The sequence below is a fragment of the Streptomyces sp. KR55 genome (assembly GCF_052245645.1).
In the GTDB taxonomy this organism is placed as follows: domain Bacteria; phylum Actinomycetota; class Actinomycetes; order Streptomycetales; family Streptomycetaceae; genus Streptomyces; species Streptomyces flavusporus.
Genome location: NZ_JBQQCE010000301.1, coordinates 1 through 11,959 on the forward strand (window position 1 = coordinate 1; position 11,959 = coordinate 11,959).

Here is an 11,959-nt window from a genome sequence, read left to right on the forward strand (position 1 = left end):
GTGCGCCAGTTCCTGCCGGTGCTCAGCCAGTTCGAGGAAGGTCTCGCCGAGGCCCTGCGGGAGCGGCTCGCCGAGCACGACCCCGACGCGGCCACGCCGCTGCGGGCGGCGGTACTGGCCCGGGCCGCCGTCGGCGCGATGCGCTCCGCCCTCTTCGCGTACACCGCCCTGCCGGAGGAGGAACGCACGCCGGCCCTGGCGGACGAGCTGCTGCGCACGGCGTTCGGGCATCTGCGCGAGCCCTGAGCTCGCGACCACCTGTCCATCGGGCCACTGCAGGCCCATTGCCCAGGCAAACACTCCATGAGTAGCCTGTGTTCGCCATTCCGATCGACAGTTGAAATTTCGAACGCAGCCGCAGACGCAAGTCTCAGACGCAAGGGAGGGGGCCGGTCGTGGGACGCCTCGTACCTGCCGTGACCCGGGCTCTCGACATCCTGGAGCTCTTCCTCGACGGGGACGGCACACTCTCCGCCCCTGACATCGTGCGCAAGCTACAGCTTCCGCGCACCACCGTGCACGAACTGGTGACCACCCTCGCCGCCAGGTCGTACATCGTCCAGGTGCCCGGCCAGCCGGGACGCTACCGACTGGGCGTACGCCCGTACCAGCTCGGCAGCCGCTACGCCGAACAGCTCGACCTCGCCGCCGAGGGCCAGCAGGTCGCCCGGTCCGTCGCCGAGACGTGCGACGAGACCGTGCACGTGGCCATCCTCGAAGGCACCGACGTCATCTACATCGCCAAGGTCGACTCCACGCACGCGGTGCGCATGGTGTCGGCGGCGGGCCGTCGCCTCCCCGCCCACTGCACGTCCGTCGGCAAGATGCTGCTCGCCTCGCTGCCCGAGCCGGAGCTGACCGCACGCATCCCGGACGACGCCGACCTGGTCGCGATGACGCCGAACAGCATCACCGACCCGGCCGCCCTGCGCGAGGCCCTCGCGGGGATCCGGCAGCGGCAGATCGCCGTGGAGAGCCGCGAGTCCAACCCGGACGTCAGCTGCGTGGCCGCCCCGGTGCGCGACCGCACCGGCAAGGTGGTGGCCGCGCTGTCCATCTCCGTGCCCATGATCCGCTGGAGCGACGAGCGCCGCGCCGAACTGGAGCAGCTCGCCGTCAAGGGCGCTGCGGAGCTCTCCGAACGCCTCGGCCACCGGAGCGTGGCATGACGTACGAGGTGGCGGTACGTGCAGAGGCGACGCTCGGCGAGGGCCCGACGTGGGACCCGGCGACGGGACGCCTGATCTGGATCGACATCCTCAGTTCCCGGCTCCACACCTACGACCCCTCCTCGGGCGTCCGAACGGCCCGCTCGACCCCGCAGCACGTCGGCGCGGCCAAGCCCCGCACGAACGGCGGCCTGGTCCTCAACCTCCGCGACGGAGTCGGCCTCCTCGACCCGGACGGCTCCTTCCGCTGGCTCCACCACGACCCCGTCCCCGGCCGCCGCGCCAACGACGCCGCCGTCGCCCCCGACGGCACCCTGTGGGCGGGCACGATGCGCTACGACGAGGCCCCGGGCGGCGGCACGCTGTCCCGGATCACCGGTGACGGCTCGGCCGACGTCGTCCTCGACGACGTGACCGTGAGCAACGGCACGGGGTGGAGCCCCGACGGACGGTTGATGTACTACGTCGACTCACCGACCCGCCGCGTCGACGTCTTCGCCTTCGAGGACGGACGCGTCTCCGGTCGGCGCCCCTTCGCCGAGATCGAGGAGGGCGCCGGTTTCCCCGACGGCCTCACCGTCGACGCCGACGGCTGCGTGTGGGTGGCGCTGTGGGACGGGGGGGCGGTACGCCGCTACACGCCGAGGGGCGAGCTGGACCGGGTGATCACCCTTCCCACCCCGCGGGTCACTGCGTGCGCCTTCGGCGGACCCGACCTGTCCGACCTCTACATCACGACCGCCCGAGTGGGGCTGGACGCCCCGCACCCGGTGGCCGGATCGCTGCTGGTGATACCAGGAGCGGGAAAGGGATTGCAGCAACCGGCGTTCACGGGTTAGCACCAGCCGCGGGCACCCCGCCAACGCCGGGCTGCGCGACCCACCCCCGTCCGATCAGCGACCCGTCTACCGTCCCGTCCGATCCAACTCTCGCAGAACCTCCCGCTCCTTCGCCGTCAGCGGCGGTCCCGCAGGGGCGGGCAGAGGCGGACCCGTGAGGGCGGCCAGGAGGGCGTTCGGGCGGAAGATACGGGTCGGGCCGGCGGTCAGGCTGGTCACGTCCCACAGAGCGGAGGCCGCCGCGTAGGAGCCGGTGGCCGCTCTTGTCAGTCGGCGGGTGTACCCGGCGGCCAGACGGTCCGCGGTGTCGGGTCGGCCGCCGCGTGTTGCCGGGTACCAGACGTCCTGGCTGACGGCCAGGGTCCACGCCGCGTCAACCGTCCCGGCGGCACCGCGCTGCACGCGGCGGGCCAGTCCGGGTGCGGCCGGGCCGTCGCGCCGTAGCTCGCGGGCGAGGAGCTGGGCGCCGAGCGCGGCCACTGACATGCCCTGCCCGTAGGCCGGGTTGAAGGTGGCCACCGCGTCACCGAGGACGACGAAGCCCTCGGGCCACTGCCGGGCCTTCTCCAGATACCGCCGGACGTTGCTGGTGCTGCGCCCGATGTGGACGTCGGTGAGTGGTTCGGCGCCGGAGATCAGCCGGCCCACGATGGGGTCGGGCAGGTCGAGGGTGTACTGGAGGAAGCCGTCGGGGTCGGCGGGCGGCTCGCCACCCCGGGTGCCGGCGAGGCTGACCATCCAGCGGTCGCCCTCGATGGGCAGGACCATCCCGCTGCGGCCCGGCCGGGACGCGTAGGGGTCGGCCTGCACCATCGTGAGCGGGAACCCCTCGGCGCCCGGCGGCGTGCGGTAGATGCGGGTGGCGTTGACGAGACCGGAGTCGACGGATGTCTCCCGGATGCCGGAAATGCCCAGCAGCTCCAGCCACTTGATGACACGCGTCCCCCGTCCGCTCGCCTCGACGACGAGCGTGGCGTCAAGGTCTGTGTCGCCATCGGGTGTTGACACACGGACACCGTGAACACACCTGTCGCTGCCGATGAGTTCGAGGACCTGCCCCTTGCGGATCTCGACCGGGGTCCCGGTGACGACCGCCTCGCGCACCGTCCAGTCCAGCAGCGCCCGCGTGCACGTGATCATCTGGGGCCCCTCGTGCCGCCAGCGCCGGAGCCAGCCCTCGGGCGTGAGGGCCACCATGTCCCGGCCGAGGGATATCTCGTGGGCGCCCGCGGCGAGCAGGTCCTTGCGCAGCCGCGTGCCCGGCACCAGCTCCTCCATGGCGGCCATACCCCCGGCCATCAGGAGGTGGGCGTGGCGCCCCTGCGGGAGTCCCTTGCGGTGTTCCGGGCCCTCGGGCAGGTCGTCGCGTTCCAGCACGATCACCTCGTCCACGACGGTGGACAACGCCGCCGCGGCCAGCATGCCGGCCAGGCCGGCACCGATGACAACAGCTCTACGCGACATGGGACTCCTTGGATTCAGCCATGATTCAAGCCATGCGAGGTGCTCACCGTACCTTCACGCATGGCGACCACCGGCGAGCGCGTCAGGACCTGCGCCAGCTCCACCAGCCCGCTCGTGTCGGAGACTTCGGTGGCGTAGAGCCGATAAGTGCTCGGCCGGTCGAGGGGCTGCTCGCCGGCGGCGGCACGGCGCGCGGCGTCGTCGACCATCGCGGCCTCCGCGACCACGCGGGCCTCGTGCGCGCAGCGGTTCTCACGCAGAGCGGCGTCCCGGGCCCGCTCGCGCACCCGGTCGTCGAAGTAGGGGGCCAGGGCCAGCAGCGCGTCGTGGATGGACACCTCCCGCCAGTGCAGCCGCTCCCGAGGCAGCTGCCACCAACTGCTGGGCGACTTCGGCGCGGTGGACACGAACCGCACCCGCGACCACAGCGGGCCGAGCTTGCGGTAGTCGCCCAGACAGCGCCAGTGGGCGACGGCCGGCGGCAGCAGCCTCGGCAGCATGAAGCCCGCGGAACAGACCAGCGCGGCGAGCGAGGCCATCGGCGGGGCGACGACCGTGGACAGGAAGTCGAGGTCACCACCCGCCCAACGTGCCACCACGGCCGTGTACTTGCTCAGCTGGAACCCCAGCACGTCCAGTGCCGCGCCGACCATGATCAGCTGCAGGCCGATCCTGAGCAGCCCGGTGACCTCGCGCATCCATTTCAGGCACAGCGCGCACATCACCACGGTCGCGACGCTGTGCCCGACCAGATAGAGCACCGTCATCTCGCGCATGAACGACGTGTTGGCGTAGTACGTGTCGAGGTCGGACAGCCGCTCGGTGTCCGCGTCGGCGAGCACGAACATCACGACGATGGCGACGATCAGCGCGGCGTAGGCGGTGACACTGCGGGCGACCATGCGCCGGATCCGCTCGCGGGGGCCGCCCCGCCAGTGGATCAGCAGGATGACCAGGGAGCAGCTGTACGCGGAGAGCAGTCCGTACGTCAGCGGTGCACCGAAGTTCGTGATGCCGGTCAGGTCGTTGACGGCGCCCAGGGTCAGCGGTGCCGAGCAGACGAAGACGAGCGCGCCGAGTGCGATGGCCACGCACGTGGACACGGTCAGCGGGTTGCGTACGGCGGTGCGCGGCCGCCGGAACAGCACGGCGAAGGACAGCCCCAGCAGGCCGGCCGCCAGATACACGACGAGGCTCATGCCCGCCCCCTCGTGGCCGCCCTGCTACTGACCCGGGCGGCGGCGACGGCCGGGGAACCCGCCAGTGCCTCGGCAATGGGCACGAGGGCTGCCGGGCCGGGCACCTCGACCGGCAGCCGGTCCGCCTCGTCCGCTGATACGGCGACGCTGTCACGTTCCTCCCGGGTGGCCGCGGCGATGACCGCGGCCCACGCGGTGGCCTCGGCCCGCTCCGGGTCGCCCGTCGCCCGCAGTTCGGCGTCGAGCGTACGGTCGTACAGGACCCGGTCGTAGAACGCGTCCAGGTAGCTCAGCGCGTTGTGGATGCTGGTCTGGCGCCACATCAGCCGGGTGGTGGGGGAGGCCCAGCGCGGCCGGGCCAGCCGCAGCGAGCGGCGGGTGAGGACGTCGTCCAGTTCGCGCTCCAGCGGGGCAAGGCGCGCGTACGTCCGCCAGGACAGCAGCCACCGCGTCAGCCGGGGCCCGGCCAGCGGGATCAGGATGCCGGCGGAGACGACGAACGCGCCCAGGCCGGCCGCCGCGAGGGAGACGTTGGTGGCGAGTGCGGTCCAGTCCTGCCCGAACCAGCGGCCGATGACGGCGGCCAGCTTGGACAGGCTGTACCCCGACGTGCACAGCGTGCCCACGCCCAGGGTGACCAGGCCGGCCCGCAGCCAGCCGTGCACCTGGCGGGCCCAGCGCAGCGAGGAAACCGTGGTGACGCTGACGGCGGTGAGGTGTCCGACCAGGTACAGCACGATCATCTCGGCGATGAACGGCGTCGTCGCGTAGTAGGTGTCCAGGTCGGTGCGGCGCTCCACGGGGGCGTCACCCAGGGCGAACGACACGGCGATGCCGATGACGACGAGCGCGTAGGCGAGGATCCAACGGCGCGCGGTCACCGCAACCTGCGGCCCACCCCGCCAGCACACGATCAGCACCTGGGAGGCGGCGCTGTACGCGGTGATCGCCGCGTACGTCATCGGCGCGGCGAGGTTGGGGATGCCGCTGACGTGGTTGATCGCCCCCACGGTGGGCGGTGCCCCGAGGAAGAAGCACAGGCCGGCCAGGCCCAGGACCGCGCAGATCGCGCGCAGGTAGGGGTCCTGCCGGTGGCGGATCAGGTCCGGCGCCTTCACCGCCAGGCCGAGCCACAGCACACCGCAGCTGATGTAGTTGACGAGGCCGCTCATCTGCGGTTCCCGCGGTAGTTGAGTGCGGCCCCTATCCGGCCGGCCAGCCCCTGCGGGTCGGCGCCGCCGTCGGCGGGGGGAGCGGGGTCCGGCGGTGTTTCCATCAGGGCGCGCAGCCGCTGGCCCATCAGCATGCCGAACCGGTCGGCCTCCTGCTCGTCGGCGAGGCAGAAGTCGGTCCGCAGCGCGGCGGGCCCGTCGGCGGCTGTGGCATGCGACGTCTCCGACTGCTCCCGGCTCATGTGCCACACCTCGTGACAGAAGATCACGATCTGGTGCCATACGGCGGCCCGCTTGTCGACGACGATGTCGTCCCGCGTCTCACGGTTCAGCCACAGCCCGCTGGCGGTGTGGGGCGGGAAGACCTCCCGGTGCAGGACGACTTCGCGGCCCAGCCAATCACTGACGGATGCGAAGAGTGCGGCCAGCAGAGCCTCGGAGTCGGCCGGAACAGGAACCCAGATCGGGGCGATGAGGGCGTCGGCGAGTCGGCGCATCTCCTTATTCGTACGCACCATTCTTCCCAGGGGTTGTCTCGTCGTTCGGCGTCTCTAGGGTCTGTTCCGAGTTCCCCGTCGTCCGCGCGAAGCGCGGGCGCAGCGGCGTTCGGTGCGTGCCGGGCGTCGGGGCGCAGGCGGGGAACTCGGAACAGACCCTAGGGGCGGTGGGGTCACTCATGGGCGGGCACGCTCCGTGCGGGGGTGGCCGTGCGGGCGCGTATCGCCGCGAGGACGTCGGGGCGGCGCAGGGCGCGGGACACGGCGTAGATCTCCTGGAGCAGATCCGTGGTGTCCTGGTCGCCGGTGCCGGTGGTGTCCGGGGAACGCCGTCTGGCGTCGACGGCGTCCTGGATCGTCATGGCGGCGGCGTAGGCCTTCGCCGGGCCAGGATCGAGGCCGAGGGCGAGCGCCGCGTCGTACGCCCTGCGCTGCTGGTCCGCGTCGATGTGCCGGGCCAGCGGCAGCAGCACGTCGCGGATGAACGTCTCCCGGCGGATCAGGCGCAGTTCCTGGGTGGAGTGCAGCACGAAGGGCACGCCGGGGCCGTTCACGGAGCGCATCAGCAGGTACAGGGGCCGCAGTTCATGGTGGGCGAGCCGGACCCGCCAGCGGTCGTGCAGATACTGGCCGCTGTGCGGCAGGATGAAGCCGACCGCGATCAGGATGGCGGACAGACAGGCGATCGGCGGTGCGACGCCGGTGTTGAGCCAGTCGAGGTCGTGCCCGCTCCAACGGGCCGCCACGGCGGTGAACTTGGCCGCGTCGAACATCAGGTTCATCGCATAGCCGGCCCCGAGGAAGATCAGGCCCCAGCGCAGCCAGGCGTCGAGTCCGTCGGTGCGGACCCAGTTCCAGATCAGTTTGGAGGTGATCAGGACGGCGACACAGTGCGCGACCAGATAGAGCACCGTCATCTCGCGCATGAACGGCGTGTTGGCGTAGTACGTGTCCAGGTCCCGTACCCGTTCCACCGGGGCGTCCGCGAGGGCGAACAGCACCCACAGCGCGACGATCACGCCCGAGTACAGGGTGATGACCCACCGCATGACGCGGCGCGTCGAGGCCGACCGGTCGGACAGGCCGTTGCGCCAGGCGATGATCAGCAGCAGGCAGGATCCGCAGAACGCGGTGAGCAGCGAGTACACCCAGGGTGCGGAGATGTTGGGGACGCCCGTGATCCGGTTGACCCAGGCGATCGTGGCCGGCGCCACGAACACGAACACACAGCAGGCGAGCAGCAGCAGCCCGCCGACCGCGCGCAGCAGTGGGTCCTTCCAGAGCCGGATGATGGTCGGCAGCTTGATGGCGAGAGCGGCGACCAGGACCGCCGTCGGGATCCAGATGAAGGAGCCGTACAGCTCGCCGACGAACACGGCGGGATCCAGCGCCGGCGCGCCCGCGATGCCCATCGGACCCCCTTCTCACCGCCGTTCGACAGCTTGTCCGAGGTTACGCGCTCGGAACTGTCCGCGTCATGCGATACGGCGACCGTGGTCCACCCCGAAGCGACCGGCGCCGACCGAAAGTCCTGTCCAACCCATTGACGCGCAAGCGCTTCGATTTTACGGTCCCGTTCGAAGTTACGAGCGCATTTCGAAATATCGAACAGTAAGGGCAGGGCATGGGACAACCTGGCCTGAATCGCAGGCAACTTCTGGCCGCAGCAGGCGGATTGACGGTCGCGGGCAGCTTCGGCTTCGCCGCCCTCGGGACCGGCGCCGACGCGCTCGCCTCCGGCGCGGACACCCGGGTGCGCTACTGGAACCTCTTCAGTGGCGGCGACGGCGCCAACATGATCGCGATGCTGGACGCCTTCCGTAAGGAAAACCCCGGCACCGACGTGAAGGACTCCACCCTCCAGTGGGGCAACCCCTTCTACACCAAGCTCGCCATGGCGGCCGCCGGCAACCGCGCACCCGACCTCGGCGTCATGCACCTGGGCCGGGTCACCGGCTTCTCGCCCGGCCGCCTCCTGGACCCCTGGGACGTCGACCTGCTCGCCAAGTACGGCGTACGGGAAGCGGACTTCAACCCCGACCTGTGGAAGCGCGCCGTCATCGACGGCAAGCTCTACGCCCTCCCGCTCGACATCCACGTCCAGCTCTGCTTCTACCGCAAGGACGTACTGAAGAAGGCGGGCCTGCTCGACGACGACGGCCGGATCGTGCCCGTGACGTCGACCGGCGAGTGGTTCGACGTGCTCAAGGAAGCCAGGAAGGCCGCCAAGAAGGGCCTGCAGACCATCGGCTTCTGGCACAACGACCAGAACTTCCAGTGGTGGTTCTTCGTCGCCTTCTACACCCAGCTCGGCGGCACCTGGTTCGACGCCGCCAACACCGAGGTCACCTTCGACACCGACAAGGCCACCCAGGTCCTGGAGTTCCTGCGCCGGCACATCACCGACGGATACGCCAACCCGGGCTTCGGGGGCACCGCAGGCGCCGAACAGTTCCTCAACGGTGCCCCCTTCGTCTGGGAGGGCAACTGGTCGGTGCCGGTCTTCTCCGGTGCCAAGCTCGACTACGGCGCCACCCCGCTGCCGCCCGTCTTCGGCAACCAGGCCACCCACGCCGAGTCGCACGCCTTCGTCCTGCCGCACCAGTCCGACCGCGGCGGCGCCGCCAACGAGGGCGCCCACCGACTTGCCGCCTACGTCGTCCAGCACGCCCAGCAGTGGGCGGCCGGCGGCCACATCCCCGCCTACGCGCCGACCCTGTCCACGGCCGCGTACAAGGAGCTGAACCCGCAGAGCGAGTACGTCTCCGCGATGGACCACCAGGCCACCGAGCCGAAGGTGTGGTTCGCGGGCTCCACCGGCATCCTCGCCCAGCGCCTCGGTCCCATCATCGTCTCCTCGACGATGGGCTCCGCCAAGCCGGAGGCCGTCGCCCGCCGGATGAAGGGCGCGCTCACCCAGTTGCTCGGCATGAAGAACCCCATGGACGGCAGGACCGCCGCACAGGGAGGTGCCGTCGCATGACGACCGCCAGTACAGAGACCGTCCTCGCACCGGCGCGCGCGAAGACCGCCGCGCTGAGCGCCACCGTCCGCCGCAAGCAGGGCTTCCAGCACGGCGGCTGGTTCGTCGCCCCGTTCCTCGCCCTGTTCGCGCTCTTCGTGATCTGGCCGCTGCTGCGCGGCATCTACCTCAGCTTCACGGACGCCAACATCTCCGGCGACGGCGCGAGTTTCATCGGCCTCGACAACTACCGCGAGGCCCTGCAGGACCCGCTGATGTGGGACGCCCTCGGCCACAGCGCGTACTTCACGCTCCTGGTCGTGCCCTGCATCACGGTCCTCGCCTTCCTCCTGGCGATGCTCGCCCACCACATCGAGCGCGGCAAGTGGCTGTGGCGGCTGTGCTTCTTCGCCCCGTTCCTGCTGCCCTCCACCGTCGCGGGCAACCTGTGGCAGTGGCTGTTCAACCCCGGCACGGGCATGATCAACCACGTCTTCGGCATCGAGACACCCTGGCTGACCGACAAGTCGTACGCCATGCTCGCCATCGTCATCACCACCCTCTGGTGGACGGTCGGCTTCAGCTTCCTGCTCTACCTCGCCGCGCTCCAGGGCATCCCCGAGCACCTCTACGAGGCCGCGAAGCTGGACGGCGCGAACGCCTGGCACCGAATGGTGCACATCACCCTGCCGATGCTGCGCAACATCACCGGGCTCGTGATCGCCCTGCAGATCCTCGCCTCGCTCCAGGTCTTCGACCAGGCCGTCGTGATGATGGACTTCTCGCCAGGACCGGAGGAATCGACCCGCACCTTTGTCCAGTTCACCCTCGAAGAGGGCTTCACCAGCTACCGCGTGGGTTACGCCTCAGCGATCTCCATCATCTTCTTCGTGATCATCGCGGCCGTCGCCCTCGCGCGGATGTGGCTGCTGCGCAACCGTGAGGAGGGCGGCCGATGAGCACCGCCGCACAGATACGCGTCAAGCCTCGCAGGTCCTGGACGCCCAGCCAGATCGTGCTCACCCTCCTCGGCGTGGCCGTCTCCGTGGTATTCCTCGCCCCGCTCGCATGGGCGCTGTTCACCTCGCTCAAGTCGGAGACCGAGGCCGTCGAGGTGCCGCCGCACTGGCTGCCGAAGGAGTGGACGGGCCAGGCCTGGTCGGCGATCTTCGAGACCGGCAACATCACCAACTGGTTCGTCAACTCCCTGGTTGTCTCGGGGTGCGTGACGACGGTGGTGCTGATCGTGAGCGCCCTCGCCGGATACGGGTTCGCGCGCACCGAGTTCCGCGGCAAGAGCGTCCTGCTGGGCGTGGTCATGGCGGGCCTGATGATCTCCCCGGCGGTCCTCGGCGTCCCCCTGTTCACCACGGTCCAGCAGATGGGGATGGTCGACACGTACTGGGGCATGATCCTGCCGCAGTGCGCGCCCGCCGCGATGGTCTACATCCTCTACAAGTTCTTCCAGGGCATCCCACGCGAGCTGGAGGAGGCCGCGTTCATCGACGGCGCGGGCCGCTGGCGGGTCTTCTTCACGATCGTCGTCCCGCTCGCGAGGCCTTCCCTGGCCGCGGTAGGCATCTTCACCTTCATCGCCTCATGGAACAACTTCCTCTGGCCGTACATGGTCACCAACAACCCCGACCTGATGACCATGCCCAACGGCATCGCGACCGTCATGAACTCCTACGGCATCCAGTGGGCCCAGCTCATGGCCGGCGGCCTGATGGCGGGCCTGCCCCTGATCGTCGTCTTCGTCTTCTTCCAGCGGCAGATCGTGGCGGGCGTCGCCCACACGGGCCTCGCCGGCCAGTAACCGTTCCTAAAGACCGAGCGGGAGTGAGTCCTGTTGCCAGAACCCATGCTCAGCCGAACGCCCCGAACGGTGTTGGGCGTTCTGGTCCACCGCGTTCGCACCGCGTCCGGCGCGCACGGATCGTGTCCGTGGTCCGGGGACGCGGGGGCGGTTTCCCTCACGCGCCGGGGTGCCCGGTCGGGCCTGGACGGTCCGATGCCCCACACGATCGCTCCGGTCGTGCGGGGGCGGTGCCGTCCGTCGCCGGATCGGGTACCCCAGGGCGCGCCTGCCGATCGCCACGGCGGCCGCGTCGTGGCGGGTGGTCTTGCGGTTGTTGCCGGTGAGGGGCTTCTGCCAGTGCTGGGCGCCCCACTTGGAGGTGTAGGCGGGGTCGACGGCGACGATGGTGATGCCGAGTTCGGCAGCCATGCTGACGAGCCGGGCCCGCAGCCTGGAGGTGGGCAGGCCGGAGATGAGCTTGCGGAAGCGTTTGCGGCGGCCGTGCTTCTCGCGGGTCTTCTCCGCGGTGAAGTCGAGGTCTTCGACCGCGACCGCGAGGCCGCAGGTCTTGGCCCAGTGCAGCAGGCGGATCAGCGCGTGCCGTACCTGGGCGTCGCGGTGCTGGGCGGTGCCGGACAGGTCGTAGAAGAAGCGTCGGGGATTACCGACGGGGTTGCCGTGTTCGTCGAGGCGCCAGGCGGCGAGGTGGTCGGCGTTGGTGTCCACGCCGACCAGGCCGCCCGCGCGGGCCGCCGCCAGGGGGACGGTCCGGACCGGGGGGATCGTCCAGGACGCGGTCAGGTACCAGCGCCCGCGGCCTACGTCTTCGTGGATGCGGTAGGCCACGGCACGGTTGGCT

General features: G+C 70.3%; 11 protein-coding genes and 1 pseudogene. 6 read left to right on the forward strand and 6 right to left on the reverse strand.

From position 1 onward, the window contains the following. The 3 genes from ACTWQJ_RS34065 to ACTWQJ_RS34075 all read left to right on the forward strand — a co-directional run. The coding region (locus ACTWQJ_RS34065; protein WP_443310337.1) for a hypothetical protein at window positions 1-246 on the forward strand (246 nt) is incomplete at its 5' end. Between the two features lie 149 nt (window positions 247-395). Next, window positions 396-1,169: an IclR family transcriptional regulator gene (locus ACTWQJ_RS34070; protein ID WP_129800929.1), complete on the forward strand. Its 774-nt coding sequence runs from the start codon at window positions 396-398 to the stop codon at window positions 1,167-1,169. Further along, window positions 1,166-2,008: an SMP-30/gluconolactonase/LRE family protein gene (locus tag ACTWQJ_RS34075; RefSeq protein ID WP_443310338.1), complete on the forward strand. Its 843-nt coding sequence runs from the start codon at window positions 1,166-1,168 to the stop codon at window positions 2,006-2,008. The genes ACTWQJ_RS34070 and ACTWQJ_RS34075 overlap by 4 nt, the downstream gene beginning before the upstream one ends. 66 nt (window positions 2,009-2,074) lie before the next feature. On the opposite strand, the gene ACTWQJ_RS34080 is transcribed toward ACTWQJ_RS34075, so the two are convergent. From ACTWQJ_RS34080 to ACTWQJ_RS34100, 5 genes are all read right to left on the reverse strand, one after another. Continuing rightward, window positions 2,075-3,472: an FAD-dependent monooxygenase gene (locus ACTWQJ_RS34080; protein WP_443310339.1), complete on the reverse strand. Its 1,398-nt coding sequence runs from the start codon at window positions 3,470-3,472 to the stop codon at window positions 2,075-2,077. A gap of 14 nt (window positions 3,473-3,486) precedes the next feature. Further along, window positions 3,487-4,671 carry an MAB_1171c family putative transporter gene (locus ACTWQJ_RS34085; RefSeq protein WP_443310340.1) on the reverse strand — a complete coding sequence of 395 codons (1,185 nt, stop codon included), beginning with the start codon at window positions 4,669-4,671 and terminating at the stop codon, window positions 3,487-3,489. After that, window positions 4,668-5,843 carry an MAB_1171c family putative transporter gene (locus ACTWQJ_RS34090; protein WP_443310341.1) on the reverse strand — a complete coding sequence of 392 codons (1,176 nt, stop codon included), beginning with the start codon at window positions 5,841-5,843 and terminating at the stop codon, window positions 4,668-4,670. The genes ACTWQJ_RS34085 and ACTWQJ_RS34090 overlap by 4 nt, the downstream gene beginning before the upstream one ends. Beyond that, window positions 5,840-6,358 carry a toxin gene (locus ACTWQJ_RS34095; RefSeq protein WP_443310346.1) on the reverse strand — a complete coding sequence of 173 codons (519 nt, stop codon included), beginning with the start codon at window positions 6,356-6,358 and terminating at the stop codon, window positions 5,840-5,842. The genes ACTWQJ_RS34090 and ACTWQJ_RS34095 overlap by 4 nt, the downstream gene beginning before the upstream one ends. A gap of 155 nt (window positions 6,359-6,513) precedes the next feature. Then, window positions 6,514-7,752: an MAB_1171c family putative transporter gene (locus ACTWQJ_RS34100; RefSeq protein WP_443310342.1), complete on the reverse strand. Its 1,239-nt coding sequence runs from the start codon at window positions 7,750-7,752 to the stop codon at window positions 6,514-6,516. A 212-nt stretch (window positions 7,753-7,964) separates the two neighbouring features. On the opposite strand from ACTWQJ_RS34100, the gene ACTWQJ_RS34105 reads away from it, so the two are divergent. From ACTWQJ_RS34105 to ACTWQJ_RS34115, 3 genes are read left to right on the forward strand one after another with little or no spacing between them, the layout of a single operon-like run. Next, complete coding sequence (locus ACTWQJ_RS34105) at window positions 7,965-9,323, forward strand: extracellular solute-binding protein (protein ID WP_443310343.1); 1,359 nt, start codon at window positions 7,965-7,967, stop codon at window positions 9,321-9,323. Further along, complete coding sequence (locus tag ACTWQJ_RS34110; RefSeq protein WP_443310344.1) at window positions 9,320-10,261, forward strand: carbohydrate ABC transporter permease; 942 nt, start codon at window positions 9,320-9,322, stop codon at window positions 10,259-10,261. Before ACTWQJ_RS34105 ends, ACTWQJ_RS34110 begins: the two co-directional genes overlap by 4 nt. Beyond that, window positions 10,258-11,118: a carbohydrate ABC transporter permease gene (locus tag ACTWQJ_RS34115; protein WP_443310345.1), complete on the forward strand. Its 861-nt coding sequence runs from the start codon at window positions 10,258-10,260 to the stop codon at window positions 11,116-11,118. The genes ACTWQJ_RS34110 and ACTWQJ_RS34115 overlap by 4 nt, the downstream gene beginning before the upstream one ends. A 6-nt stretch (window positions 11,119-11,124) precedes the next feature. Here the strand turns inward: ACTWQJ_RS34115 and ACTWQJ_RS34120 are convergent. Continuing rightward, window positions 11,125-11,959, reverse strand: a pseudogene (locus ACTWQJ_RS34120) (hypothetical protein); the annotation flags it as partial.